Source organism: Intestinimonas sp. RTP31139st1_F5_RTP31139_211217 (assembly GCF_040226735.1).
In the GTDB taxonomy this organism is placed as follows: Bacteria; Bacillota; Clostridia; order Oscillospirales; family Oscillospiraceae; genus Intestinimonas; species Intestinimonas butyriciproducens.
This window is the reverse complement of record NZ_JBCOAQ010000001.1, coordinates 252,889-276,559: the sequence shown is the minus strand read 5'-3', so window position 1 is coordinate 276,559 and position 23,671 is coordinate 252,889. Positions and strand designations below refer to the sequence as shown.

Below are 23,671 nucleotides of genomic sequence, written 5' to 3'. Positions count from 1 at the left end.
AGCTCCTTTAAAATAATAATGAATCGTCAATAGTATACCCGCTTTGAGAGGGAACGATATCAGGTCAACTGAGCCTGCACAGCGGCCTCAGTATCCTGCATAGCCTGAAGCGTCATATCCAGCAGCTTGTCCAGCTCCCAGCCCAACAGGTCCGCGCCCTGGGCAATTACCTCGCGGGAACAGCCAGCCGCAAACTTTTTGTCCTTGAATTTCTTTTTCAGAGATTTGAGTTCCATGTCGGTACAGCTCTTGGATGGACGCATGAGGGCGGCGGCGCCGATGAGCCCCGTGAGCTCGTCACAAGCAAAAAGGACCTTCTCCATCTCGTGCTCCGGCTTGACATCGCAGGCCAGCCCCCAGCCGTGACTGGCGGTGGCGTGGATCAGTGCCTCGTCCAAACCAGCCTGACGCATCAGCTTCTGAGATTTGATGCAGTGCTCGTCCGGCCACATCTCAAAATCCAGATCGTGGAGCAGTCCGGCGGCGGACCAGAAGTCCGCTTCATCGCCATAGCCCAGCTCTCGGGCAAACCATCCCATCACGGCCTCCACGGTAAGAGCGTGGCGGATGTGGAAAGGGTCCTTGTTGTACTGCTTGAGCAGATCCAATGCCTGTGTACGTGTGAGATCCATGCTGAACACTCCTTAGTAAAAACAGATATCGCACCTCGATGTTTCTTACAGTTATAGCATAGTTAAAGGCACTTTGCAACGGCGGCAAATTTTTCACAGGTTTTTTAAAATAGCTCTTGACGAAAGCAGAAAGAACGCTTATAATAATCAACGTTGTCCAGCACTATGGAGAGATGGCTGAGCTGGTCGAAGGCGCACGATTGGAAATCGTGTAGGCGTTAATAGCGTCTCGAGGGTTCGAATCCCTCTCTCTCCGCCATATTAAGGGACAAACCTTTAATACAAAAACAGCCTTCCTTTTTGGAGGGCTGTTTTTGTATCTATGCCCGGAAAGCCTAATATTGTGGGCTTTCCAGGCTTTTTCTATTTTCAGGTAGCTTGGCGATGCAGCTCGCCAGCGGGCTTGCCTCCTTCTTTATTTTCTGCCCGCTTGAAAGGCTCTCCACAATCCCTGCAGATCACATTGACCTCACGCGTCGCCCGGATGATGGTGCCGCAACAGGGGCATACATGCTTGATACTGCGGTTCTTGGATTTTTTGCTCCCGCCCTTTGTCGTGCCTTCCACTGGCTGGCGGCTAGCGTTGATTTTATCCTTGCCCAAGGATTTTCTGATCCAGGCATCTGCCTCGGCTGTCGATGTTGTGATATTTGTCGTGCTTCTCAATGTGGGGGCCGTGGGCCTCGGCGGTGGCCTTGAATTACACACCATCGGTCAAAAAGCAAGCTCAAAAAGCCTTAAAACATATCTTTTTTCATTGCCGAAGGGGACGCAAAAGCCCTGCCGGAGCGGGGCTAATCAAATCAACAAACTGGGAGTTATCGCTCTGACATATATTTTTGTATTTCATCAGAAGTCAACTTTTTTATCTGTGTTTTTGCATACTCTCTATATTCTTCAACAATGAAAACAGGTTTCATATCCTCACAAGTTTTTCCTTTGTTCTTTTTTAGATATAACTGTAAGCTTTCGCTGTCCACAAAGATTTTGTATGAAAGTCTGCCACTTTCACTTTTCAGCTCATAAATACCACATGGCTTTTTCATACTATAATCAGCAGTACGCAAATACAATTTTGCAATTTCTAACGACTTAAAAGGGAAATTCCACCGTTGCAATCCACGATTGGGGTCATGTTCAATGCAAATGCACCGCCCACAAGTTCCACAAATGTATTGTGTGTGATTTTCTAAACAATCCAACGGATTTAATAGTGGCGTTATCCTGTTTTCATCAACATAACATTCCATACACATTTCAACTTCACCCCCTTTGCAACTTCCCACTTGTCAAAATGCCCCCTTTAACCAATCATCAAGAAAACTCATTTGTTCCTCGGTGTGAAACCAATGCTCGCCATTCCTCATAACAGTAAGCGATGCGCCATGTTCCAGGGCAAACTCTGAAACTGTATCATAAGAGGTTAAATTATCCTTTGCTCCGTATAATATAGCCGTTGGAACAGTCCATACAAGAGGGTTTTCCCTAACATAGCAGAGATATGCCCATGACAGGGTTTCGCCAAGATCCGTTTCAATCTCTTTCTTTTCCCGCAAGTCGTTCTCTGTTACATTGGACCACAACATCATATTGCAAATTAGCTTCTCCATGTTTACAACAGGAGAGATAAAGAAAGCCCGTTCTATGTTTTCTTCATACAAAGCGTTCATAGCAAAGAAGGCGCCAATGCTATTCGCAATAAGAACAACCGAACGATAACCCTCACAAACCCTATGAAACAGGGTGGGAAATTCCCGCTTTGCTTCCCACGGCGTTTGAGCATGATAATCTAAACCAAACACATCATTTTGGGGAAACAGGGCTTTGTAATGCTCCGCTTCATCTGGACTGCCGCCTTTTCCGTGTATATAAATCACTGCGTTTCGCATTTTCGACTTCTCCACAACTTCCAATTTGTTTCTCCGATTATAGCATACCGAGCTACAAGAGTCCACAAAAATGTTCGGGATTTCACAATATGCGCGCCGGAAGTCATTGATTTTCAATGACTTCCGGCGCTTTTTTAAGGATTGTTTTCTGTCCCTGATAGCATGTTCATTGAGAATGGGCAAAAGGGGCACGCTTGCAAACCGAAAAGGCGCATTGATTCGGAGGCCATCCCGCTCTGCGGGACTGGCATCTGCCGTTATTCTTCAGGGTCGGTCTCCGTCTGAATCAAGTTGCTGACATAGGAGCGTTTCCCCGCAAGTACTTCGTCGTAAAAATTCTGCTTCCAGTCGATCTAGGCGATACTGTCCTCCAGGCACAGCGCCGGATACTCCTTCATCTCCTGAATGGTCATGCTGCATTTTTTCAGGCAGGACAGGTCGCGGATCCACTTGACATCCCGCTCACCGAAAACATGGCGGTTGTTTTTATCCCGCTTGACGTTGGGGACAAGCCCCTCGTTGCAATAAAATTTTAAGGTCTGATAGGTCAGGTCCAGTTCCCGACAGACCTGCATCAACGTATACATAATTTATCCCTCCTGCGGGGGACAAAAAATTTTCAAAAACGCAAAAAACGCTTGAACGATTGTAACAACCGCAAATTATAATCGGTTTCAACAAGCGATTCAAGCAACCACAGAATACTACACGAAAAACAAAACTGCAAGAGGAGAGGACGATGGCGATGAAGGTTCTGTTGGTCAACGGCAGTTCTCGAAAAGAAGGCTGCACAGGGGCGGCGCTCCGCGAGGTAGCGCGCGCTTTACAGAGCGGGGCTGTTCGCGAAGGACCGGAGCCGGCGGTACCTTCGGAGCCGGAATTGCTTGCGGAATATGACACACTCTTCATCAGCTACCATATCTGGTGGCACACCGCGTCCATGATCGTCGGCACATTCCTTGAAAACTATGACCTGACCGACGTGGATGTGTATCCCTTTGCCCAGTCCGCCTCCATGGACACCGAACAGCTTGAAAACTCTATGGAGTTCGTGCGGAACAGCGCCGCAGGTGCGGTTGTCCACAATGGACTGTTCACGAGAGCATCCAGTATAAATACGATCGATACCTATCTGACCGAAAATGGGTGGAACGATAAAGAGGGGTGACGGTCCGTACATAATTGCACAAGAGCCGCAAGGAGCTTTCCAAAGGTTGGATGCCATTTCGTCACCATTTGGATGTAGCAGCACCAGCGTACGGATGGATGGGAGGACGGAAAACCTTCAATGGTATTCTACGCTTGTGTTATCATTTTGGTTGTGTTAAAATAAAGTCAAAACTTTAGATTCGTTTTTATTATGCGCGTGGAGGTAATGGAATGCCAAAGGTGGCTTATTCCGAAGAGGATAGAGAGCGCATCAGGACTGCGCTTATTACAGTTGGGCTTGAACTGATGGCAAAGCAAGGTATACAGCATACAACCGTTGCGCAGATCTATAAAAAAGTCGGTATTTCACGAACCTTCTTCTATTCTTTTTTTCCAACGAAAGAAGATCTGATCGTTGAAACTCTGTATTTGCAACAGCCTAAAATCATTGCATATGTGCAGGAACTGATGAATGATCCCGCTTTAAGCTGGCGCGACGCTGTCAAGCAATTTCTCCATGCCTGCTGCTATGGAGAGAAAAACGGGATTGCCGTTTTGACAATCGAGGAGCAACAGCTTATTTTAAGCGCCTGTCAAAGGAAAGTTGTCAGGTGTTCCGTGGAAGGCAGCTCCGCCTTTTTGGGCAGATTCTGGAGAACTTCGGAATCAGGGCGGACACGGCCAGGGTCAGCCTATTCACAAATCTAAGTTTGACAGTGATGGTCGTACGCAGAACCATCCCCAATACGCTTCCTTTGCTTATACCCGAAGTTGTGGATGAAACGGTTGACTTCCAAATCAATGCAATCGTGGACGCACTGGAGATCTTAAAAGAGCAGAATCCGCAACCCCAATAATGGAAATTAGGAGATCCGTCTGAATCTGATGTTCCGGCGTTGTATTCGGACGGATTTCTTTTGAATCAAATAAAGACAAATTAAAAATTTATATTTATTTTTGCACCTAGGCAAAATCAGATCATAAAATAACAAAATTTAGGAGGAAAAAATAATGGGATTTTTCAACAAATTGTTTAAGGGGCCCGAAATCGATAGGGAAAAGAGCGACGCCAACGCGGAGAAAATGCGTGTATTATTTAACCAAGTCGTAGAAGGGGGAGACGATTACAGGCTGATTTTTGGATATACCGCGGATGTGAGCCGTTTCAATTACGGATTTGTTCATGGAAGCAAAACGAAAATTGGGAATTTGATTGTCGGCTGGAACGAGACTGGTCAGACGATCACAGTCGTACCCACCGTCCCCGATCTTTCCGCCTGTGGAGACCCGACCTACTACCGTCGTTCTGCAATCTTTAAAGCCTACCGGAACAAGTACCCCACCGATGCCTTTATCATTTACCCAGATAAAAAAAGCTATATCGGCATCAATGCCTATGATTGGTTGGAAGATGAAAAGCTGTATGTTTATGTGTCACAGGATGAAGAACTGGCCGCTTTTACCGACTTCTTTATGAACCGATTTGCAACGAGATGAGGTTGGAGACACTTCCTGGAGAAGTTGGCGCGTTCCTGCCGGTCTTTTTAGTCCGTATTTAACGTATTTAATATGTAGAAAAACAGAGCTTAGGACAGGTCGAAGCAAGCGTCATATCGCTTGCTTCGACTTTTTTGCGGGAAATAGCAGGGGCAAGGCATCAAAGCCGGAAGCGCTGTCCACGAGTGGAGCCCTGCTCCTCGTGGGAATGTGTCCGGACAGTCCCCGTATAAAAGTGCGGAAAAAGAATATGCTAAGGGCGAAAAAACCATCTTTTGCCTGGAGGAGGAGGCCAATGGAACGAGCGTTCTGCTTATTGGCAGGGTATTTCTGCGGCTGTTTCCTGACTGCAGAGCTGGTAGCCAGGAAGGAAACGGGAAAACGGGCGCAGGACGTCGGCTCGGGAAACCCGGGCATGGCCAACATCACCGAGCACCTCGGTCTGCGATGCGGCGCAGCGGTATTGGCGGGCGATGTGGGCAAGACCGCGTTTGCATGTCTGCTATGTCGGGCGCTCCTGTGTCGGGAGCTGGGACAATTGGGGGTGTTTTGGGCCGGATTGGGAGCTGTACTTGGACATAATTTCCCGTTTTGGAACCGATTCCGGGGCGGGAAAGGGGTGGCTGTGACCTGCACATGTTTGATTTTAGGCGCACCCATATGGGGAGCCGTAAGCTGTTTGGCGGGGCTCGCCGTGGTATGGATCACAGGATACCTGCCCTTGGGCGCTGTGGTGATCCCAGGCACGTTTTTACTATTTGCAGGTTCTTTTCTGGGGGCCGAAGCCGGAGGGATTGCTGCGGTGCTGACCCTGGTGATGCTCTCACGACACACCCACGGACTGCTTCGGATCATTCGTGGGGCAGAGAGGCGGTTTGGCCCGGCAGGGAACACGGATTCGGGCCGGGAATCCGGGCCCCGCAGATGAGTGGGATTCTTGCAAAATCGCCACAAATTATTTCTGAATTTGCAAGCGAGGGCAAGGAAGCTTGAAGGATGAACACATTGTGCTGCAATGGATACATGGCATTTGACAAAATAAAAGAAAAAATTGGGCTTGCAATTTATTCGGAAATGGGTTACAATCTGGTTACAAAAAGTAAATAACAAGCTACAATAGCAACAAGAAACTACAACGAAACAGTAAGGAGGAAGCACGCGACATGCAGAAGCGTTTTTTATGTCTCATGCTTTGCCTGGCTATCGTACTCCCGGTGGGAAGCTTTGCTCTGGCGGCGGAGGGAATCCAGGCGGAGGAAGAAGCTGCCCCATATTTTCTTGTGGATGGCATAGCCTATGAGGATCCTGGTCTTACGGTATATAACAATATCACCTATGTATCCCTGATGAACGCGGTTCTGGCTCTGCGGCCGGACGCCGTCATTACGTGGGAAGGGGAATACGCGGTGGTCAGCGCCGAAGGCCTGACGATCCGTGTCCGAGTGGGGGATCAATACGTCGAAGCCAATGGCCGGTATCTGTATGTCCTCAACGGTGTGATTGCGATGAATGGCCGTGTTCTGGTCCCGGTGCGGACCATTGCCCAGGCCATGGGCGCATGGGTGGGCTGGAACGCTGAAACCGGAGAGGTGGAGATCTACAGCGGCAGCGGCGCCATCGTCTCAGGTGAGAGTTACTACGACAGCGATTCCCTCTACTGGCTGTCCCATATCATCAACGCTGAGAGTGGGAATCAGTCTTTGGATGGAAAGCTGGCTGTAGGCACGGTCATCATGAACCGTGTAGACAGCCCACGTTTTCCCAATACGATTTACGAGGTCGTCTGCGCACCCAACCAGTTCACGCCGGTACAGAATGGTGCGATTTACCGTGAGCCCAACGCTGAGAGCGTGATCGCGGCCAAGCTGATCCTGGAAGGGGTCAGAGTGGGAGGAAACAGCCTGTATTTTGTAAATCCCAGTATATCGCCCAACAGTTGGGCACAGCGGAACCGGCCCTACGTGACCACAATTGGCGCGCACGCATTTTTCGGGTGACAGGAAAGGGACCGGGGCCGCGAGGTCCCGGTTTTTTCCTGAAAACTGTTGACATAGCGCGTCTGATATGGTAAGATAACACTCGCGTTTGGTGTGCTTGGTGGCGCTCGGCTTGTGGAGAGATGTCCGAGTGGTTTAAGGAGCCGGTCTTGAAAACCGGTGACTCGCAAGAGCCGTGGGTTCGAATCCCACTCTCTCCGCCAATTTTATTCAAATGAATCACACATCCTGCCGTCGGCATGGAGAAGTACCCAAGTTGGCCGAAGGGGCTCCCCTGCTAAGGGAGTAGTCCGGGAAACCGGAGCGAGGGTTCAAATCCCTCCTTCTCCGCCAAAAAGAAAACCCTTGCAGTTGCTAGAAAAACTAGTGATTGCAAGGGTTTTCTTATGTTTTTTGTGTGTCGCTGTCAACTACTGAAAAACCGCTGCTTACGACTATCAAATGTCGTAAAAAATTAGCCTATATGGCCTTGGGTTTGATTTTACCTCGAGGGCGTTGACCCTCTTGTTCCGCATGCAGAGAGTATGGCAGCGTAACTGCGCCTGGGAGGAAACAGTCTTTTTCCCTCTTTCCCTTGCATTTCCTCCTATCTTTTGGTAAAATAAAAGAGCAGATAGCCCCCAAGCTTTTCTGCTCCTTTCCGCCGTCCCCGGTACGCAAATACCGGGGGCGGCACCCTTTTTCATATAGATAGATCATAAGGCCGCCCTTTAATAGGGCGGCCTTATCTCAGATATATTGTATTAAGAATTGCCAGGAACGGTCCATGCAGGGAAGTCAGCCGCTTCAGACGGTGATGACCCTTTCAGTGTGCTGCATCTGCTCGACGATGTCATACATATTGCTGATCACGCCCACCTTCAAGTGCTCCGCCAAGCCAAAAAAGTTGAGGCAGGTCCCGCACACCAGAATTGTGCAGCCTTTGGATTCCAGGGCCTTCAGATGTGCGACGATCTGTTCGTCTTCGCCGGCGGGGAGCTGTACGCCTCCATTCATAAAAATAAGCGCACGGGGCGGTATGCTGCCCTCGGCCAACGTATAGAGAAACATTTTCATCAGGTTCCGGCCCAGCTCTGGGCTACCGTTACCAATAAAGCTACGGCTGATGAAAAAGGTGGGCGCGCCGGGTCCGATGGAACATTTGACCGCTGCTGCGGGAGAAGGCGCTACGCCCTCTCCTGAGATCCGGACGGAAAAGCGGCCGCTTTCCGCAGCGGATCGGACCGTCATCCCCTGGCTTTCCGCCAGACGGGTCAAATTTTGGACTGCAATGTCGTTGTCGACCAGGACCGTGATATCCCGTGCGCCTTGATCCAACGCTTGTTTGGCCAAGACTACAGGCATAGGGCAGGCTTTGCCCAGCGCGTCGATTTCCAGTGTCATTTGGTCAGCCTTCTTTCATCTCTTTGATTTGCGTGTGATCCACATAGTAAAGCCGATACTCTTCCGGGGACAAAAGGGCATCCCTCAGGGCAGCTACCAGCGCGGGGTAGTGTTCCCGCTCCACCCGCAGGGAGATACCGCAGCTCACCGAGAGCTGGCGGAGCGTTGGCATCACCTGGACGGGGACCCGAGGGCGCAGGACGCGCTCGGCGGAGAGCGCGCTTTGAGAGCGATCGAAGGTCAGAAGGTAGTAGCACGCCTCCATGTTACCGCACCCACAGGAAGGTGTCGCCCTGCTTGGGCTCGACATGACCGATCTCCTCGGCGCAGGGCAGATGATCCCGAAGGGCGCGCAGGAGTGGAGGGGCGCTCTTCTCAGGAACGGATATCAGGAGGCCACCTGAGGTCTGTGGGTCGTACAGCAGATCCAAAAGGGCGCGGGAGATACCGTCGTCCGCGCGGGTATAGGGCTCTGCAAAACGGCGGTTGCGGTACATACCCTCGGGAAGGAACCCCATGACGGCCAGCTCCAAAACGCCGGGAAGCAGAGGGATGCGCCTGCTGTCCAAAACAGCGGTAACGCCGCCTCCTTTCGCCATCTCCAGTGTGTGCCCCAACAGGCCGAAGCCGGTCACATCGGTACAGCTCTCCACTGGGAAATCCGTCAGGATGTCGCGGGCGGCCCGATTGAGCATGGCCATTTGTTCCTCTGCAAGGCGCAGGAGGGACGGCTCCGCAAGGCCGGCCTTAGCGGCGGTGGTGGTAACGCCGATGCCCAGAGGTTTGGTCAAAATCAGAATGTCTCCCACTTTCGCCCGGTCATTGCGCAAAATGTGGTCGGGGTGGACAAAACCGGAGACCGCGAGGCCGTATTTGGGCTCCAGATCCCGAATGGTGTGGCCGCCGGTGATGATGGCGCCGGCCTCATAGGCCTTGTCATATCCCCCGCGCAGCACCGCACGCACCGCCTCATCATCCATCTCAGGGGAGACACAGAGCAGATTGAGCGCCAGTTTGGGTTCGCCTCCCATGGCATAGACATCGCTGAAGGCATTGGCGGCGGCGATCTGTCCGAAGCGGAACGGATCATCCACGATCGGCGGAAAGAAATCCACGGTCTGAACAAGGGCGAGCTGGTCGGACAGGCGGTAGACCGAGGCGTCGTCACTGGTGTCGTAGCCCACCAAAAGACGCTCGTCGGTACGGGTGGGGAGCCCGTCCAGCAGTTGTGCCAATACTCCTGCACCGACCTTGGCGCCGCAGCCGGCGCACTCGGCCAGCCGGGTCAGTTTGATATCAGCGGACATAAGTGCCGCCCTCCTTTCGATGATATTGCGTCAAAATGGCCTCCAGTACGCCGCCTCCCACTGCTCTTGCCTTGTCTGAGACGGAAAAACAGTGTTCCCGGCGGCAGCGCGGATCGATATCGCCCGCCTTCATTCCGGTGTGGACGGGAGTGCCATCGGGCAGAAGTCCCCGCAGGACACCGGAGATCTGGGCGCGCATAGGAGTTCCCTCCACGTATCCAACCGGCTGCCCGGCCTCCACCAGGTCGCCGATCCGCGCGGCGGGCAGAAATACGCCGTCTGCCGGGGCTCGCAGGAGGCGCTCCACGGTATAGCCGCCGATTTCACCGGGAACGCCCGTGTTGGAGGCCGGCGCTCGGTCCCAGAGGACGCGGCCCAGATCGTGCCCGCGCTGGGTCTCCACGGCGGCATGACAGTCGCGTCCCGGGAGAAAGCCCGGCCCGACGCCCACCACACAGGAGGCGTCGGTGAGATGCGTGCCCAGGTTTCGCTTTGCCAGGACGGCGTCGACCACTACATCCGGACGGAGGGCCTCCACGCTGGTCCCGCTGGGATCGACCAGCACGGCGACGAATCCGCGCCCTGTGAGGGCCAGCGCCTCCTCAGGAGCGGCGGCCAGGCGGGCCGGGATGTCCTCCACCTGAGCGCTTCCCCGGTAAACCGCCTGTGAAAAGGCTACCGTGCACCGCACGGTAGTGGGCCGTGCTGTTTCCGTCATAACAAGGGCAAAGCCGCAGCGAAACAGACGGCAGGCGATGCCTGTCGCCAGATCTCCCGCCCCTTTGATGACTACGAGCATCCGTCAAACACCTCTTTGATGCAGTCCTCTTCCCGGAGTGAGGCAATGACGACCCGGCAACCGGGGAGGAGACGTTCGATTTCAGCCGCCGCGGCGCACGCCAGATGGCGGGGGACCATGTCGGCCTGGTTGAGTAGAACCCGAAAGCGGGCGGGGTCCTCTACTCCCTTGCGTTGTCCGTGTTCAGAGGTGAGCAATCCAGCCAGCAGCGATGGCGTCAGCGCCGCACCCGGGGGGACGCCAAGGAGTGCCGCGGCAAGCGACGGCCTGTGGCACACCTCTGACAAGGGGCGGCCCAGGGCGGAGAGCCCGGCCACGCCGACAACATATCCGCCCGGCAGCAGGACCGGCTCGTGACAGGCGGGCGCCTTGACGGGGAATCCGTGGGCGCCGTCGGCCTCCGCCAGGACCCAATCCGCTAAAGTGGGCGCGGCGCGCAGCAGGGCGGGCGGGGGAGGAGAGAGCTTGTCGCCCTCCGCAGATAAGGCGGCGCAGACTGCGCTGTGCTCCCGCAGAGCGGCGTGCAGGGCGTCGGGCGATCCTCCCAGCAGGAGCAATCCAAGAGCCTCACCCTGCGCGCGAGTGATGTGAGTGGTGGTGACGGCCACGACCCGCCGGTCCACCGACCACTCCTTTGTCAGGCGGAGGAGAAGTGAGCTCTTTCCGCCGCCGCCCACCAGGGAAAGAACACCGCTTTCAGGGAGACCAAGTGCCTCGCAGAGGCGCATGTTCCAGACCTCCTCACGCAATCGTTATTCTCATTTGAGAATAACATATTGACTTTCCAAAGTCAAACAAATATAATGGAAACATAAAATATTTTCAGGGGGAAGCCGACTGAGTGCAGAGCCAACGGGGAAGGGAGACCGAATGGAAAAGTTTCTGGAGGCGCTTCGGGGCCTGCTTGCCGATGGAGATGGGGTGGCCTTGGCCACGGTGGTGGCGCGCTCTGGCTCCGCGCCCCGGGACGCCGGCGCGCGAATGCTGGTCGGGCGCTCGGGGCGTCTCTGGGGAACAGTGGGCGGCGGGCTGGTGGAGCACGAGGCGGAGCTTCTGGCGATGGAGACGCTGCGCTCGGGGACGTCGGCTTTGCGGGAGTTCTGCCTACGGGCGGAGGGGCTGGAGCGCATTGGAATGGTCTGCGGCGGAGACGTGACGCTGGCGGTGCAGTATCTCCCAGGCGGTGCTGCGGGACCGCTGGCAGCGACGGACGCCGCACTGAGATGCCTCCGGGCCGGTGGAGACGGCTGGCTGGTCTCCCGGCTGTCCACGGCAGAGGCGGGAGACCTCTCTTTTCTGGAGAAAGAGGCGGCGGAGATACGGTTTTCGGCCTTGAGGCAGCAGGCGGCAGACGAGGTTCTGTTTGAGGCGGAAGGGAACCCATGGTTTGCGCAGCGCCTGATAAGGTCCGGCGCGGTATATCTGTTCGGCGGCGGCCACGTGGCCCGTGAGCTGGCCCCGCTCTTGGCTCGCCTGGATTTTTGCTTTATGGTGTTGGATGACCGGGCGGAATTTGCGGTACCTGCAGATTTTCCGGGTGCGAAGGGGGTCCTCTGTGCTGATTTCGGACATATTCTTGATGCGGTTGCCCCAGGCTCGGGGGATTATGCCGTTGTGATGACCCGAGGCCACCTCTTTGACCTGGAGGTGCAGAAACAACTGCTTACCACCCCCGTTGGCTATATCGGAGTCATGGGCAGCCGCAAGAAAAAGGAATTTGTTTTTGAAAGGCTGAGAGAGGCGGGATTCTCAGACCGGGCGCTCTCCCGTATCGTAACGCCTGTTGGCCTCCCGCTGGGTGGCGAGACGCCGGCGGAGATCGCCTTGAGCGTGGCCGCCCAGCTTGTACAGCTCAGGGCCGAGAGGAAAGGCCGGGTATGGAAGAGAGAAGAGGGGGAGAACATGAGATGAAACTGGTCAGAACCGAGGAGGCCGTGGGGCAGGTCCTGTGCCACGACATTACACAGATCATCCGGGACATTTCGAAAGGGCCTGTTTTCCGCAAAGGGCATATCGTCACTGAGGAGGATATCCCCATCCTCCTCAGTGTGGGCAAAGAGCATCTGTACATATGGGAAAACGATGAGACGATTCTCCATGAGGACGAGGCGGCGGAGATCCTGCGGGGGCTCTGCCAGGGACCGAATATGAAGGCCTCCGCCCCCAAGGAGGGAAAGATTGAACTCACCGCCGGCTGTGACGGCCTGTTTCTGGTGGACACCGAGCGTCTGCGGGCGGTAAATGCACTGGGGGATATGATGATCGCTACCCGTTTTGCGGGTTTCCCCGTCAAAACGGGAGATAAGCTCTGCGGCACCCGTGTGATCCCGCTGGTCATCGCGCGGGAAAGGATGGAGCGGGCCAAGGCGGTGGTGGGAACGGAGCCGCTTTTGAAGCTGCTGCCCATGCGTCCCAAGCGGTATGGGCTCGTCGTCACGGGGAGCGAGGTGTTCCACGGGCGTATCCGGGATACCTTTACCGGCGTGATACTGGAAAAGCTGGGGGAGTATGGGTGCGAAATGGCGTTCCATACGGTGTTGGACGACGACCCCGCCGCCATCACCGCCGCTATTACCGACATGCTGGACCGGGGGGCGGAGCTGGTGCTGTGTACCGGCGGTATGAGCGTGGACCCGGACGACCACACCCCACTGGCCATCAGGAACACCGGGGCGGACGTGATCTCTTACGGCGCTCCCGTGCTGCCGGGCGCCATGTTTCTGGTGGCTTACACGGGGGACGGCCGGCCCATCTGCGGCCTGCCCGGCTGTGTGATGTACGCCAAGCGCACCATCTTCGATCTGGCGCTGCCCCGGCTTCTGGCGGATGTGCCGATCACGGCAGACTGGTTGGCCGGGCTGGGGCAGGGGGGACTGTGCCTGGACTGCCCTGAGTGCCATTTTCCCAACTGCGGCTTTGGAAAAGGGGGATAGACCCATGTGTTTTTCCCATATTGACGCCGACGGGAACGCCGTGATGGTGGATGTGACGGAGAAAGCGGCCACCCATCGCCGGGCCGTGGCCGCCGGATCCATCCGCATGAACGAGGAGGCTTTCGCCGCGGTGCGGGACAAGACGGCCCGCAAGGGAGATGTGCTGGGGGTGGCGCAGGTGGCCGGCATCATGGCCACGAAGGAGACCTCCAGACTCATCCCGCTGTGCCACGGCCTGGGACTGACTGCAAGCGGCCTGCAATTTTTCCTCCACCCGGAAAGCAGCGAGATCGAGGCGGTCTGTACCATACAGTGCGACGGAAAAACGGGAGTGGAGATGGAGGCGTTGACCGGGGTAACGGTGGCCCTGCTCACTATCTACGATATGTGCAAGGCCATTGACAAGCGCATGGTGCTGAGGGACATCCATCTCGTGGAGAAGGAGGGCGGCAAGAGCGGGCGCTTTCTCTTCAGCAGCGCGCCATGAGGGATCGGATGGGGAGGGAGATCGATTACCTTCGGGTCTCCGTTACAGACCGTTGCAACCTGCGGTGCCGGTATTGCATGCCCGGCGGGGTCCCCAGTGTGGAGCATGCCGAGGTGCTGCGGTATGAAGAGCTTTTGCGCCTGTGCGGCCTGGCCGCGGGGCTGGGTATCCATGCGTTCAAGGTGACCGGAGGCGAGCCGCTGGTCCGCAGGGACTGCATGAGCTTTTTGGCCGAGCTCAAAAAACTGCGGGGTGTGGAGCAGGTTACGCTGACGACCAACGGCATCCTGCTGCCTGACCATCTGGAGGCGCTCAGGACGGCGGGGGTGGACGGGATCAATGTGAGCCTGGATACGCTGGACGACGGCCTTTACAGCAGTCTCACCGGAGCGCCGCCCGGCACCGCTGCCCTGGTATGGCGCGCGGCGGCGGCCTCCGCCGCGATGGGAATCCATACGAAGCTCAATGCGGTCCTGCTTCCGGAAACGGTAGAGGGAATTGTGGAATTGACGGCGGCGGCGGATACGGTACCTGCCGATATTCGCTTTATTGAGCTCATGCCGATTGGCGCAGGGAAGGGAAGGAAAGGTCTCCCAGCCTCTGAGGCGCTAGAGCGTCTGCGGACGCGCTGGCCCGACCTGGAGCCCACAGGGGAGCGCAGAGGGAACGGCCCCGCCCGGTATTACGGCAGTACCAGTCTCCGGGCGCGGGTGGGGCTGATCAGCGCGGTGAGCCGGGCCTTTTGCAGCAGCTGCAATCGAGTGAGGCTCACCAGCACGGGGGAACTCAAGCCCTGCCTCTGCTACGGCGGCGGGACGGATCTACGAGCTTTGCTGCGCAACGGCGGGACGGACCGGGCCCTCCGTGAAGCGATGGCCTGTTGTATCCTGCAAAAGCCGGATGCCCACGGCTTCGGCGAGGGCGGCGCCGTGACCGAGGCGCGGGGCATGCATGAAATTGGAGGATGACGGATGGGAAGGATTCTTGCGGTCTGCGCCAGCCCCGCCCGGGGCACGGAGAAAAGGCGCGTGGGGGCCGGCCGATTCACCCCGGAGTGGGGGCTTGTGGGTGATGCCCACGGCGGAGACTGGCACCGGCAGGTCAGCCTGCTGAGCGCGGAGAAAATCAAGGCGTTCAATGCGCGGGGGGCCGGGGTAGAATACGGCGCCTTTGGTGAGAACTTAGTGGTGGAAGGGGTGGACCTGCGGGCCCTTCCGGTGGGGACTCGGATGCGCTGCGGCCAGGTCCTGCTGGAGCTCACACAGATTGGAAAGGAATGCCACAGCCACTGCGCCATTCACCAGCGGATGGGGGAGTGCATCATGCCCAGGGAAGGGGTATTTGCCCGCGTGGTGGAAGGCGGCGACCTCGCAGAGGGAGATGTGCTGACGGTGGAGCCGCGCTTCGGCGGCCGGCCCTATCGGGCGGCGGTGATCACCCTTTCGGACCAAGGCGCGGCGGGGAGACGGGAGGACCGTTCCGGCCCGGCCATAGCCGCCCGCCTGGAGGCCTCCGGCTATGAGATCATCGAGCGGTTGCTTCTCCCGGATGGGTTGGAACCACTGCGGGGACAACTCATCCGGCTCTGCGACCAGCGGCAGCCGGACCTCATCCTCACCACCGGCGGAACAGGTTTCAGCCCCCGGGATGTGACGCCGGAGGCCACCCTGGCTGTGGCCGAGCGGCAGGCGCCCGGCATAGCCGAGGCCATCCGCGCCCACTCCCTTTCCATTACGCCCAGAGCCATGTTGTCCCGCGGTGTGTCCGTACTGCGGGGCGGGACGTTGATCGTCAATCTGCCGGGGAGCGTCAAGGCTGTGGAAGAGAGTCTGGACTGTTTCCTGGAGGTGCTGCCCCATGGTTTGGAGGTACTCCGGGGGGAAGCCGTGGACTGTGGCATGTCCCGGATGGAGGGATGAACCCGATCGGTCGACGCGCAGTAGGCGCGTGATCCATAAGAATCAAAAGGAAAGAGGCGTTACTCATGAAAAGGCTGTGCTCCCTTACCCTTGCGCTGATGCTGACTCTATCCCTTGCAGCCTGCGGAGGCACCTCCGGGTCCCAGGCGGATACGCCTGCGCCGGCGGAACCCTCCGACGCATCCATCGAACTCATCGTGTATGCCGCAGCCTCCATGACGGAGACGCTCCAGGAGATTGCGGGGCTCTATGCAGAGGCAGCTCCCAATGTGACCCTGACCTTCAACTTTGACTCCTCTGGTACCTTGAAGACACAGATACAGGAAGGGGCGGATTGTGATCTCTTCATCTCAGCGGGTCAGAAACAGATGGATCAGCTGGATATCGCGTCCTCCCCCGAGGTGAACACCGAGGGGCTGGACTTTGTGGACACGGACAGCCGTGTGGATCTGCTGGAGAACCGCGTAGTCCTGGTGGTCCCTGATGGGAATCCCAAGGATATTCAGAGCTTTGACGATATGGCCGCCGGGCTCTCCGACGGATCGATCCTGATGGCGATGGGGAACAGCGATGTACCTGTGGGCCAGTACACCCAAAAAATCCTGCGCTACTACGGTCTGGACGAGGACGCGCTGGCCCCCTCCGGCGTTCTCAGCTACGGCACCAATGTGAAGGAGGTCACCACACAGGTCTCTGAGCAGAGCGTGGACTGCGGTGTGGTCTATTGTACAGACGCTTTCAGCGCCGGACTCACCGTGGTGGATTCGGCCACGGCGGAGATGTGCGGACCGGTCATTTATCCGGCGGCCGTTCTCAAAGGCAGCGCCCATGCCGAGGCAGCCCAGGCATTCCTGGACTATCTGACGGGAAGCGAGGCCATGGCGGTCTTTGAGAGCGTGGGCTTCTCGGCCTCCTGACAGCATGGACTGGTATCCCCTTTGGAACTCGCTGCGCATTGCGGCCATCAGCAGCGTGATCGTCTTTTTTGCGGGGATCGCCGCAGCCTATTACGTGGCCCGGCTTCCCCGGGCGCTGAAAGGGCTGCTGGACGTAGTCCTCACCCTGCCGCTGGTACTGCCGCCGACGGTGTGCGGCTACTTTCTGTTGCTGCTCTTTGGAAACCGACGGCCCCTCGGGATTTTTCTGGCGCAATTCGGCTTCAAGTTTGTCATGACCTGGTACGGCGGCGTGCTGGCCGCTGCGGTGGTGGCGTTTCCTCTCATGTACCGCACCGCCCGGGGCGCCTTTGAGAGCTTCGACGGGACGCTGGCTTACGCGGGGAAGACCCTGGGGCTCAGCAATTCCTATATTTTTTGGCGCATCCGCATGCCGGTGTGCCGTCAGGGCATCCTGGCGGGGGCTGTGCTGGCCTTCGCGAGAGCGCTGGGAGAGTATGGAGCGACGAGCATGCTCGTCGGCTATACGCCCGGAAAGACGGCCACCATATCCACCACGGTCTATCAGCTCTGGCGCACCAATGACGAGAGCGGCGCTTTTCGATGGGTGATGGTGAATCTGACCATCAGCGCGGTTGTGTTGCTCGCGGTCAATCTGCTGGAGCGGAGAAACAGAAGGGGGACGGCGCCATGAGCCTTACGGTGGACATCCACAAGCAGCTGGGGCGCTTTTCCCTGGATGCCTCCTTCCGCGCTGACGGTGGAACACTGGGACTGCTTGGCGCCTCCGGAAGCGGGAAGAGCCTTACCCTGAAATGTATCGCGGGGATCGAGCGGCCGGACCGGGGAAAGATCCTGCTCAACGGCGTTACGCTTTTCGACTCAGAGCGGTGGATTAACCTGCCGCCGCAGAAACGACGGGTCGGATATCTCTTTCAAAACTATGCGCTCTTCCCCAATATGACCGTGCGGCAAAATATTCTGTGCGGAATACGCTGGGAACGGGATCGTGCCCGCCGCGCGGCGGAGCTCCGCCGGGTGGTGGAGTTATTGCACCTGCAAGGGCTCGAGGAGCAGCGGCCTGACCAGCTCTCGGGTGGGCAGCAGCAGCGGACGGCGCTGGCCCGCATACTGGTGAGCAGGCCGGAGCTTCTGATGCTGGACGAGCCCTTCTCCGCGCTGGACGAACATCTGCGGGATCAACTGCAAATCCAGATGAAGAAACTGCTGGACACCTTTGACGGAGATATTCTGCTGGTGACGCACAACCACGATGAGGCCTATCATATGTGTGAAAAAGCGGCGGTGGTGGACGGGGGCCGCATCCTGGGCGTCCGGGAAACCGAGCTGCTTTTTCTGGACCCGGGGAGCGTCCCGGCAGCCCGCCTGACCGGATGCCGGAACATATCCTCGGCCGCCCGAAGGGTGGGGGCCTATGAAGTGGAAATCCCAGGGTGGGGAATCCGCCTGGCCACAGCGCGACCGGTGAAAGAGGGGGTGCGGGCCGTCGGGGTGCGGGCCGGCGCTTTTTCCCACACATGCCCGGAGAATCGCTTCCCGGTGAGCTTTACCGGACATATGGAGCTGCCGTTTGAGACGCAAATGTGTTTTCGGTATGAGGGTCAGGCGGAAACGGAAGGGGAGCTCTGGTGGAGCCGGCCCGGACGGGATGGGAAAAAGGGACTCCCGCAGGAGTTGGGCGTGCCCCGTGAAGATGTCCTGCTCCTTTACTAACAATTAAAGCTACTTCCCGGCAGACATAAAAAAACTCCGCACCAACTGGTGCGGAGTTTTTCAAGTATCACTCACACAGCGCGGGTGACCTTACCCGAACGGAGGCAGCGGGTGCAAACGTACACGTGCTTGGGCGTGCCGTTGACGATCGCCTTGACGCGCTTCACATTGGGCTTCCAGGGACGGTTGGAACGACGGTGGGAGTGGGACACCTGAATGCCGAATACAACACCCTTGTCGCAAAACTCGCATTTGGCCATATTTCCTTCAACCTCCTCGCTGGTCAAAGTATCAGCTTATCACAAAGCATCGAATGATATAATACCAGATTGAGTGAAAAAATGCAAGTAGTATTTTCATTCTTTTTCTATTTTTATAGGATGACTTGAATTGAAGTTGCGAAATCTGGGAGATTCGGTTATACTTAAGCGTGACATTGAATGTGTGAGGGGTGATGGAAGTGGACAGTCACTATTCCGTCAAACTGGGAAAACTGATCGAGGACTTTGAGCTGGATGTGCTGCGAGGTGCAGAGGGATACCGGGAGGTCCTGATCCAGCGGGAGGACGTGAACAGGCCGGGCCTTCAATTGGTGGGTTTTTTTGACTACTTCGACGCCAAACGGATGCAGCTTTTGGGCAGAGTGGAGAGTACTTATCTGGCCCAGCTCTCTCCGGAAGAGCGCCTCAAGAGCTTTGACGAACTCCTGGCCCATGACATCCCCGCTCTGGTCATCACCCGCGGGATGGAGCCTTTTCCGGAGTGCATGGAGATGGCTGAGAAGTATAACCGTACCATTCTCCGCACGCAGGAGACGACCACGGCCTTTATGGGCGCGCTGATCGCGGCGCTGCGCAACTACCTGGCTCCGCGCATCACACGCCACGGTGTGCTGGTGGAGGTCTACGGCGAGGGAGTCCTACTGCTGGGCGAATCGGGCGTGGGGAAAAGCGAGACGGCAATCGAGCTGGTAAAGCGCGGCCACCGCTTGGTGGCGGACGATGCGGTGGAGATCAAGCGGGTGGGCGTCAAGCGGCTGGTGGGCTCGGCGCCTGAACTGATTCGCCATTACATCGAGCTGCGGGGTATCGGCGTTGTGGATGTGCAGCAGCTCTTCGGTATGTCTGCCGTGCGTGAGGACCAGGATATCGATCTGGTGGTCAATCTGGAGCAGTGGAACGACAACACGATGTATGACCGCCTTGGTCTGGAGGAGCTCTATACGGTGATCCTGGATGTAAAGGTGCCTGCCCTTACGGTGCCTGTCAAGCCGGGAAGAAATCTGGCGATTATCGTGGAGGTGGCGGCGATGAACAACCGCCACAAAAAAATGGGGTATAACGCGGCGCAGGCGTTTACTCAGCAGATCAACGAGCATTTCGACCAGGCCCTGAGCGGCCAGATGTGAAGAACGCCAGTATATGCGTGGGAGAGGGCGGCTTGGTTTGAGGCCGCCCCTCTCAAATTTTTTGTTGTGGGGGCCGTTCTGGAATGATATAATACATCAGTTCACAACATCACCCGTTGACTCTGAAAAACGGAGGGAATAAAGCTATGTGTGGTATTGTCGGATATATCGGCGCGGAAGAGGCAGCGCCGATCCTGCTTGACGGCCTAGAGCGGCTGGAGTATCGGGGGTATGATTCCGCGGGACTGGCAGTCTATTCACAGGACGACGGCCTCCGCGTGGTAAAGGCAAAGGGGCGTCTCCGGGTACTGGCGGACTTGGTGGAGGGCGGTAAGAACATCCATGGGACCGTGGGGCTGGGACATACCCGCTGGGCTACCCACGGGGAGCCCTCAGACGTAAATTCCCATCCCCAGGTCAGTGCTTCAGGACGCATCGCCGTGGTCCACAACGGCATCATTGAAAACTATGTACAGATTAAGGAATTCCTGGAGTCGAAAGGCGTGGGCTTCGTCTCCCAGACCGATACCGAGGTAGTGGCCCAGCTCTTGGAGTACTATTACCGTGGGAACATCATGGAGGCGGTCACCAAGGTCCTCCACCGGATTGAGGGGGCTTATGCGCTGGGGATCATCTGCGCCGACTGCCCGGATCAACTGATCGCCGCCCGAAAGGACAGTCCGCTGATCCTAGGGTACGGCGAGGGGTTCAACTTTCTGGCCTCCGATGTGACCGCTGTCATCAAGTATACCCGGGAGGTGTGCTATCTGGAGGACGGCGAGATCGCCGTTCTCACCAGAGACGGTATCCGGGTTTTTAACCACCCTTATCTTCAGCCGGTGGAAAAAGAGAAACACCATGTGGACTGGGAGGTGTCCGCCGCGGAAAAGGGCGGATACGAGCACTTCATGGCAAAGGAGATCATGGAGCAGCCAAAGGCCTTTCGAGATACGGTATTTCCGCGCATCCAGGACGGCAGAGTGGTGCTGGACGACCTGAACCTGGACGGAGACTATCTGAGGGAGACGGATAAGATCTACATTATCGCCTGCGGGTCCTCCTATCATGTCGGCATGGTGGCCAAGTATATCCTGGAAAAGCTGCTCCGCAAACCGGTGGAGGTGAGCCTGGCCTCCGAGTTCCGCTACTGTGATCCGTTGGTGACGGAGAAGACGCTCTGCATTGTCATCAGTCAGTCCGGTGAGACCATCGATACGCTGGCCGCGCTCCGGGAGGCCAAACGTCTGGGCGCCCGGATACTTTCCATCGTCAACGTGGTCGGTTCTTCCATTGCCCGCGAGTCCGACGATGTGCTCTATACGTGGGCGGGGCCGGAGATCGCCGTAGCTACCACAAAGGCATACTCCACCCAGTTGGCGGTCATCTATCTGATCGCACTCCGCTTTGCCGAGTTGCTGGGTACCATCAGCGGGGAGATATACGATCATATCGTATCCGAACTCCTGACTATTCCCACCAAGATGGAGCACATCCTGGAAAACCGGGAGGCCATCCAGTACTATGCCTCCATCTATTTTAACCACGAATCCATTTTCTTTATCGGCAGGAACATCGACTATGCCATCGGCCTGGAGGGCTCTTTGAAGCTCAAAGAGATCTCCTATATTCACTCCGAGGCCTATGCGGCCGGCGAGCTGAAGCACGGCACCATCTCCCTTATTGAGCAGGGGACGCTGGTGGTGGCTCTGGCCAGTTGTACCCAGCTTTTTGACAAACTCATGAGCAATGTGGTGGAGGTAAAATCCCGGGGGGCGGATGTGCTGGGCCTTACAGTGGAGTCCAGGGCAGAGGCGATGAAAAAGACGGTGGATCACGCTATCTTGGTGCCGGACACCCATCCTATGCTGCTCCCGTCACTGGACGTGCTGCCCATGCAGCTTTTTGCCTACTATGTGGCGCTGATGCGCGGCTGTGATATCGATAAGCCCAGAAATCTAGCAAAGTCGGTGACGGTGGAATGAGAAAGCGGTTTGTTGTATGGGCGGCGGCCTTTACCCTGCTGTTGGCGGGATGTGCCGCCGGGAGCGACGGGGCGCCGCAGGATACTGGGACGGTCACGGCCGATCCTGTGGTGGTGCGCTACGGGATCTCAAACGCCTGGGATGCCCTGATGCCCTATAACAGTGTATCGGGGAGCAACTATGCCAGAATCATTTATGATAAGATCTATGACCGTCTGGCCTATGTCCATGCCGACGGCACGCTGTCCCCGCGTGCAGCCAGGAGCTGGAAGAGCGTGGACGACGGATACGGGATAGAGTTCGCGCTGGATGAGCGGTTTTCCTTCCATGACGGGACCCCTGTGACGGCGCAAAACTGGGTGGAGACCTTCCGCCTGATGACCGATCCGGATTGTCCCATGCTGGGGCGGGATAACTTTTCCGTCCTTGCCGGCACAGACGAGAACGGCTATGCGCTTTCGGAACATTCTGTGGCGGCGGAGGCTGTGGATGCGTATACGCTGAAGCTCACCTTCAAGAATCCCACATCTCCGGAGGACTTTTTGCTGGATAAAAACCGGGAGTTTTATGTTTTGCCCACCCACCTCCTGGAGGGGGTCGCCTCCGCCGACCTCATGGACCTGGACCTGTGGAAGGCGCCGGTGGGCTCCGGGCCCTGTAAATTTGTCTCTGAGCTGGCGGGCAGCCAGCTCATCCTGGAGGCAAACAAGGCGTATCCGTTGGGTACGCCGGGGTTTGACCGCCTGGTCATCACCGTGATGGATAAATCCAATCTTCTCACGGCGCTGATTTCCGGAGACTTGGACTACTACGCTTTCGGCGGCAGCGTCTCCGCAGACGACGCCCAGGTGGCGGAGCAGAATGGGCTGACCGTACTCCGCGGCACGGTACCCAACACCTTTTTTGAGCTGATGCTCAACGGGGCGTCGCTCCCGGATGCCCGCATCCGCCGTGCGGTTGAGCTGGCGCTGGATAAGGAACTGTTGTGTCAGCACTCCACAAACGGACTGGGTACTGTGACGGACTCCAGCATCCCGCCCACCAGCCCCTACGCGGGAGAGGGAAGCGCCGCCGGCCGGGATGTAGAGGCGGCCAAAGCGCTGCTGGAAGAGGCGGGCTATGACGGGAGGACCTACCGTCTGGCCTGTACCTCCAACCGGGCCGGATTGGCCGCCCTGATGCAGCAGAATCTGGCCGATGCCGGGATTTCGATTTCCATTGAGACGGTGGATTCGGCCACCATGTTCGCCGGCATGTCGGACGGCACCTACGACATGGGGATCGCAAGCCATACGCCCGGCCCGCTTCCTCTGTGGTTTGTGGGGACCCGCCTGACGGAAAACAATAATATCTTTCATGTGTCCGACCTGTCTGAGTACGACGTCTATATCCAACGCATTCAAATGGAGACCGATCCGGATGCCAAGCAGGATCTGGTGCAGGCTCTGGAGGACTATCTGGCCCAGGAGCGGCCCTTTGTACCTCTGTGGTTTGGTACAGCGCTTCATGCCCAGTCGCCCACGGTGTCCGGCATTGATTACGCCTCCTCCAGCTTCTCCAACGAGAATGTCTGGGAGTGGGAAAAACAAGAATAAAAAATAACCTCTGTAGGGCGGCCCCTGTTATGGGGCCGCCTGTGCCCCGCGCGGGGCCGGAAGT

At 57.0% G+C, this 23,671-nt stretch carries 26 protein-coding genes and 3 tRNA genes; 20 read left to right on the top strand and 9 right to left on the bottom strand.

Annotation, left to right across the window (positions count from 1 at the left end; genetic code table 11):
* Nucleotides 1-59: 59 nt before the first annotated feature.
* Nucleotides 60-632: a hydrolase gene (locus ABUA09_RS01525; protein ID WP_195607523.1), complete on the bottom strand. Its 573-nt coding sequence runs from the start codon at nucleotides 630-632 to the stop codon at nucleotides 60-62.
* A 167-nt stretch (nucleotides 633-799) separates the two neighbouring features.
* Here ABUA09_RS01525 and ABUA09_RS01520 point away from each other — a divergent pair.
* Both ABUA09_RS01520 and ABUA09_RS01515 read left to right on the top strand, forming a co-directional pair.
* A tRNA-Ser gene (locus tag ABUA09_RS01520) sits at nucleotides 800-891 on the top strand.
* A gap of 63 nt (nucleotides 892-954) precedes the next feature.
* Nucleotides 955-1,539 carry a hypothetical protein gene (locus tag ABUA09_RS01515; protein WP_208318394.1) on the top strand — a complete coding sequence of 195 codons (585 nt, stop codon included), beginning with the start codon at nucleotides 955-957 and terminating at the stop codon, nucleotides 1,537-1,539.
* A 382-nt stretch (nucleotides 1,540-1,921) separates the two neighbouring features.
* Here ABUA09_RS01515 and ABUA09_RS01505 read toward each other — a convergent pair whose 3' ends face one another.
* Both ABUA09_RS01505 and ABUA09_RS01500 read right to left on the bottom strand, forming a co-directional pair.
* Nucleotides 1,922-2,521: an alpha/beta fold hydrolase gene (locus ABUA09_RS01505; protein WP_033116623.1), complete on the bottom strand. Its 600-nt coding sequence runs from the start codon at nucleotides 2,519-2,521 to the stop codon at nucleotides 1,922-1,924.
* 353 nt (nucleotides 2,522-2,874) lie between these two features.
* Nucleotides 2,875-3,108, bottom strand: coding sequence for a MerR family transcriptional regulator (locus ABUA09_RS01500; RefSeq protein WP_341349245.1), 234 nt, complete (start codon nucleotides 3,106-3,108; stop codon nucleotides 2,875-2,877).
* A 152-nt stretch (nucleotides 3,109-3,260) separates the two neighbouring features.
* Here ABUA09_RS01500 and ABUA09_RS01495 point away from each other — a divergent pair, with 152 nt between their 5' ends.
* The 7 genes from ABUA09_RS01495 to ABUA09_RS01465 all read left to right on the top strand — a co-directional run bounded on the left by ABUA09_RS01495 (nucleotide 3,261) and on the right by ABUA09_RS01465 (nucleotide 7,497).
* Entirely contained in the window at nucleotides 3,261-3,689 is a 429-nt protein-coding gene (locus ABUA09_RS01495) for a flavodoxin (protein ID WP_052082474.1), read from the top strand.
* A 212-nt stretch (nucleotides 3,690-3,901) separates the two neighbouring features.
* A complete protein-coding gene (locus ABUA09_RS01490) occupies nucleotides 3,902-4,378 on the top strand; it encodes a TetR/AcrR family transcriptional regulator (RefSeq protein ID WP_349949028.1) in 477 nt (158 codons plus the stop codon).
* Between the two features lie 303 nt (nucleotides 4,379-4,681).
* Nucleotides 4,682-5,167 (top strand): hypothetical protein, encoded by a 486-nt coding sequence (locus ABUA09_RS01485; RefSeq protein WP_033116625.1) that lies wholly within the window; start codon nucleotides 4,682-4,684, stop codon nucleotides 5,165-5,167.
* 295 nt (nucleotides 5,168-5,462) lie between these two features.
* Nucleotides 5,463-6,095, top strand: a complete 633-nt coding sequence (locus ABUA09_RS01480) for a glycerol-3-phosphate acyltransferase (protein ID WP_052082476.1) — start codon at nucleotides 5,463-5,465, stop codon at nucleotides 6,093-6,095.
* Between the two features lie 235 nt (nucleotides 6,096-6,330).
* Nucleotides 6,331-7,164, top strand: coding sequence for a cell wall hydrolase (locus tag ABUA09_RS01475; protein ID WP_033116626.1), 834 nt, complete (start codon nucleotides 6,331-6,333; stop codon nucleotides 7,162-7,164).
* A gap of 116 nt (nucleotides 7,165-7,280) precedes the next feature.
* Nucleotides 7,281-7,367, top strand: a tRNA-Ser gene (locus ABUA09_RS01470).
* Between the two features lie 38 nt (nucleotides 7,368-7,405).
* A tRNA-Ser gene (locus tag ABUA09_RS01465) sits at nucleotides 7,406-7,497 on the top strand.
* 453 nt (nucleotides 7,498-7,950) lie between these two features.
* Here the strand turns inward: ABUA09_RS01465 and yedF are convergent.
* The 5 genes from yedF to yqeC are packed head-to-tail and all read right to left on the bottom strand — an operon-like array spanning nucleotide 7,951 to nucleotide 11,381.
* Nucleotides 7,951-8,547 carry a sulfurtransferase-like selenium metabolism protein YedF gene (gene yedF, locus ABUA09_RS01460; protein WP_279204815.1) on the bottom strand — a complete coding sequence of 199 codons (597 nt, stop codon included), beginning with the start codon at nucleotides 8,545-8,547 and terminating at the stop codon, nucleotides 7,951-7,953.
* 4 nt (nucleotides 8,548-8,551) lie between these two features.
* Nucleotides 8,552-8,812, bottom strand: a complete 261-nt coding sequence (locus ABUA09_RS01455) for a putative Se/S carrier protein (RefSeq protein ID WP_279204816.1) — start codon at nucleotides 8,810-8,812, stop codon at nucleotides 8,552-8,554.
* Between the two features lies 1 nt (nucleotide 8,813).
* Nucleotides 8,814-9,854 (bottom strand): selenide, water dikinase SelD, encoded by a 1,041-nt coding sequence (gene selD, locus ABUA09_RS01450; RefSeq protein WP_033116628.1) that lies wholly within the window; start codon nucleotides 9,852-9,854, stop codon nucleotides 8,814-8,816.
* Complete coding sequence (yqeB, locus tag ABUA09_RS01445) at nucleotides 9,844-10,653, bottom strand: selenium-dependent molybdenum cofactor biosynthesis protein YqeB (protein ID WP_208318392.1); 810 nt, start codon at nucleotides 10,651-10,653, stop codon at nucleotides 9,844-9,846. Before yqeB ends, selD begins: the two co-directional genes overlap by 11 nt.
* Nucleotides 10,644-11,381 (bottom strand): selenium cofactor biosynthesis protein YqeC, encoded by a 738-nt coding sequence (gene yqeC / locus ABUA09_RS01440; RefSeq protein ID WP_075703912.1) that lies wholly within the window; start codon nucleotides 11,379-11,381, stop codon nucleotides 10,644-10,646. The genes yqeB and yqeC overlap by 10 nt, the downstream gene beginning before the upstream one ends.
* Before the next feature lie 142 nt (nucleotides 11,382-11,523).
* Here yqeC and ABUA09_RS01435 point away from each other — a divergent pair, with 142 nt between their 5' ends.
* From ABUA09_RS01435 to ABUA09_RS01400, 8 genes are all read left to right on the top strand, one after another.
* Nucleotides 11,524-12,564 carry an XdhC family protein gene (locus ABUA09_RS01435; RefSeq protein ID WP_279204818.1) on the top strand — a complete coding sequence of 347 codons (1,041 nt, stop codon included), beginning with the start codon at nucleotides 11,524-11,526 and terminating at the stop codon, nucleotides 12,562-12,564.
* On the top strand, nucleotides 12,561-13,586 hold the full coding sequence (locus ABUA09_RS01430; protein ID WP_279204820.1) for a molybdopterin-binding protein: 1,026 nt from the start codon (nucleotides 12,561-12,563) through the stop codon (nucleotides 13,584-13,586). The genes ABUA09_RS01435 and ABUA09_RS01430 overlap by 4 nt, the downstream gene beginning before the upstream one ends.
* A 4-nt stretch (nucleotides 13,587-13,590) precedes the next feature.
* Nucleotides 13,591-14,073: a cyclic pyranopterin monophosphate synthase MoaC gene (moaC, locus tag ABUA09_RS01425; protein ID WP_279204821.1), complete on the top strand. Its 483-nt coding sequence runs from the start codon at nucleotides 13,591-13,593 to the stop codon at nucleotides 14,071-14,073.
* An 8-nt stretch (nucleotides 14,074-14,081) separates the two neighbouring features.
* Entirely contained in the window at nucleotides 14,082-15,041 is a 960-nt protein-coding gene (gene moaA, locus ABUA09_RS01420; protein WP_349949027.1) for a GTP 3',8-cyclase MoaA, read from the top strand.
* Between the two features lie 3 nt (nucleotides 15,042-15,044).
* Nucleotides 15,045-15,992: an MOSC domain-containing protein gene (locus ABUA09_RS01415; RefSeq protein ID WP_058117752.1), complete on the top strand. Its 948-nt coding sequence runs from the start codon at nucleotides 15,045-15,047 to the stop codon at nucleotides 15,990-15,992.
* A 65-nt stretch (nucleotides 15,993-16,057) separates the two neighbouring features.
* Nucleotides 16,058-16,909, top strand: coding sequence for a molybdate ABC transporter substrate-binding protein (modA, locus tag ABUA09_RS01410; protein WP_058117751.1), 852 nt, complete (start codon nucleotides 16,058-16,060; stop codon nucleotides 16,907-16,909).
* 4 nt (nucleotides 16,910-16,913) lie between these two features.
* Entirely contained in the window at nucleotides 16,914-17,582 is a 669-nt protein-coding gene (gene modB / locus ABUA09_RS01405; protein WP_058117750.1) for a molybdate ABC transporter permease subunit, read from the top strand.
* Complete coding sequence (locus ABUA09_RS01400) at nucleotides 17,579-18,622, top strand: sulfate/molybdate ABC transporter ATP-binding protein (RefSeq protein WP_058117749.1); 1,044 nt, start codon at nucleotides 17,579-17,581, stop codon at nucleotides 18,620-18,622. The genes modB and ABUA09_RS01400 overlap by 4 nt, the downstream gene beginning before the upstream one ends.
* Before the next feature lie 71 nt (nucleotides 18,623-18,693).
* Here the strand turns inward: ABUA09_RS01400 and rpmB are convergent, their stop codons facing one another.
* Nucleotides 18,694-18,882, bottom strand: a complete 189-nt coding sequence (rpmB, locus tag ABUA09_RS01395; protein WP_033116638.1) for a 50S ribosomal protein L28 — start codon at nucleotides 18,880-18,882, stop codon at nucleotides 18,694-18,696.
* A gap of 194 nt (nucleotides 18,883-19,076) precedes the next feature.
* Between rpmB and hprK the strand changes: the two genes are divergently transcribed.
* The 3 genes from hprK to ABUA09_RS01380 all read left to right on the top strand — a co-directional run bounded on the left by hprK (nucleotide 19,077) and on the right by ABUA09_RS01380 (nucleotide 23,607).
* Nucleotides 19,077-20,030 carry an HPr(Ser) kinase/phosphatase gene (hprK, locus tag ABUA09_RS01390; protein ID WP_264464812.1) on the top strand — a complete coding sequence of 318 codons (954 nt, stop codon included), beginning with the start codon at nucleotides 19,077-19,079 and terminating at the stop codon, nucleotides 20,028-20,030.
* Between the two features lie 146 nt (nucleotides 20,031-20,176).
* Nucleotides 20,177-22,012, top strand: coding sequence for a glutamine--fructose-6-phosphate transaminase (isomerizing) (glmS, locus tag ABUA09_RS01385; RefSeq protein WP_058117748.1), 1,836 nt, complete (start codon nucleotides 20,177-20,179; stop codon nucleotides 22,010-22,012).
* A complete protein-coding gene (locus ABUA09_RS01380; RefSeq protein ID WP_033116640.1) occupies nucleotides 22,009-23,607 on the top strand; it encodes an ABC transporter substrate-binding protein in 1,599 nt (532 codons plus the stop codon). The genes glmS and ABUA09_RS01380 overlap by 4 nt, the downstream gene beginning before the upstream one ends.
* Nucleotides 23,608-23,671: the final 64 nt, after the last annotated feature.

Bases quoted from the DNA above. Each gene is read 5' to 3' on its own strand.
- ABUA09_RS01525 (WP_195607523.1), bottom strand. From the start codon at position 632: ATGGATCTCACACGTACACAGGCATTGGATCTGCTCAAGCAGTACAAC.
- ABUA09_RS01515 (WP_208318394.1), top strand. From the start codon at position 955: ATGCCCGGAAAGCCTAATATTGTGGGCTTTCCAGGCTTTTTCTATTTT.
- ABUA09_RS01505 (WP_033116623.1), bottom strand. From the start codon at position 2,521: ATGCGAAACGCAGTGATTTATATACACGGAAAAGGCGGCAGTCCAGAT.
- ABUA09_RS01500 (WP_341349245.1), bottom strand. From the start codon at position 3,108: ATGTATACGTTGATGCAGGTCTGTCGGGAACTGGACCTGACCTATCAG.
- ABUA09_RS01495 (WP_052082474.1), top strand. From the start codon at position 3,261: ATGGCGATGAAGGTTCTGTTGGTCAACGGCAGTTCTCGAAAAGAAGGC.
- ABUA09_RS01490 (WP_349949028.1), top strand. From the start codon at position 3,902: ATGCCAAAGGTGGCTTATTCCGAAGAGGATAGAGAGCGCATCAGGACT.
- ABUA09_RS01485 (WP_033116625.1), top strand. From the start codon at position 4,682: ATGGGATTTTTCAACAAATTGTTTAAGGGGCCCGAAATCGATAGGGAA.
- ABUA09_RS01480 (WP_052082476.1), top strand. From the start codon at position 5,463: ATGGAACGAGCGTTCTGCTTATTGGCAGGGTATTTCTGCGGCTGTTTC.
- ABUA09_RS01475 (WP_033116626.1), top strand. From the start codon at position 6,331: ATGCAGAAGCGTTTTTTATGTCTCATGCTTTGCCTGGCTATCGTACTC.
- yedF (WP_279204815.1), bottom strand. From the start codon at position 8,547: ATGACACTGGAAATCGACGCGCTGGGCAAAGCCTGCCCTATGCCTGTA.
- ABUA09_RS01455 (WP_279204816.1), bottom strand. From the start codon at position 8,812: ATGGAGGCGTGCTACTACCTTCTGACCTTCGATCGCTCTCAAAGCGCG.
- selD (WP_033116628.1), bottom strand. From the start codon at position 9,854: ATGTCCGCTGATATCAAACTGACCCGGCTGGCCGAGTGCGCCGGCTGC.
- yqeB (WP_208318392.1), bottom strand. From the start codon at position 10,653: ATGCTCGTAGTCATCAAAGGGGCGGGAGATCTGGCGACAGGCATCGCC.
- yqeC (WP_075703912.1), bottom strand. From the start codon at position 11,381: ATGCGCCTCTGCGAGGCACTTGGTCTCCCTGAAAGCGGTGTTCTTTCC.
- ABUA09_RS01435 (WP_279204818.1), top strand. From the start codon at position 11,524: ATGGAAAAGTTTCTGGAGGCGCTTCGGGGCCTGCTTGCCGATGGAGAT.
- ABUA09_RS01430 (WP_279204820.1), top strand. From the start codon at position 12,561: ATGAAACTGGTCAGAACCGAGGAGGCCGTGGGGCAGGTCCTGTGCCAC.
- moaC (WP_279204821.1), top strand. From the start codon at position 13,591: ATGTGTTTTTCCCATATTGACGCCGACGGGAACGCCGTGATGGTGGAT.
- moaA (WP_349949027.1), top strand. From the start codon at position 14,082: ATGGGGAGGGAGATCGATTACCTTCGGGTCTCCGTTACAGACCGTTGC.
- ABUA09_RS01415 (WP_058117752.1), top strand. From the start codon at position 15,045: ATGGGAAGGATTCTTGCGGTCTGCGCCAGCCCCGCCCGGGGCACGGAG.
- modA (WP_058117751.1), top strand. From the start codon at position 16,058: ATGAAAAGGCTGTGCTCCCTTACCCTTGCGCTGATGCTGACTCTATCC.
- modB (WP_058117750.1), top strand. From the start codon at position 16,914: ATGGACTGGTATCCCCTTTGGAACTCGCTGCGCATTGCGGCCATCAGC.
- ABUA09_RS01400 (WP_058117749.1), top strand. From the start codon at position 17,579: ATGAGCCTTACGGTGGACATCCACAAGCAGCTGGGGCGCTTTTCCCTG.
- rpmB (WP_033116638.1), bottom strand. From the start codon at position 18,882: ATGGCCAAATGCGAGTTTTGCGACAAGGGTGTTGTATTCGGCATTCAG.
- hprK (WP_264464812.1), top strand. From the start codon at position 19,077: ATGGAAGTGGACAGTCACTATTCCGTCAAACTGGGAAAACTGATCGAG.
- glmS (WP_058117748.1), top strand. From the start codon at position 20,177: ATGTGTGGTATTGTCGGATATATCGGCGCGGAAGAGGCAGCGCCGATC.
- ABUA09_RS01380 (WP_033116640.1), top strand. From the start codon at position 22,009: ATGAGAAAGCGGTTTGTTGTATGGGCGGCGGCCTTTACCCTGCTGTTG.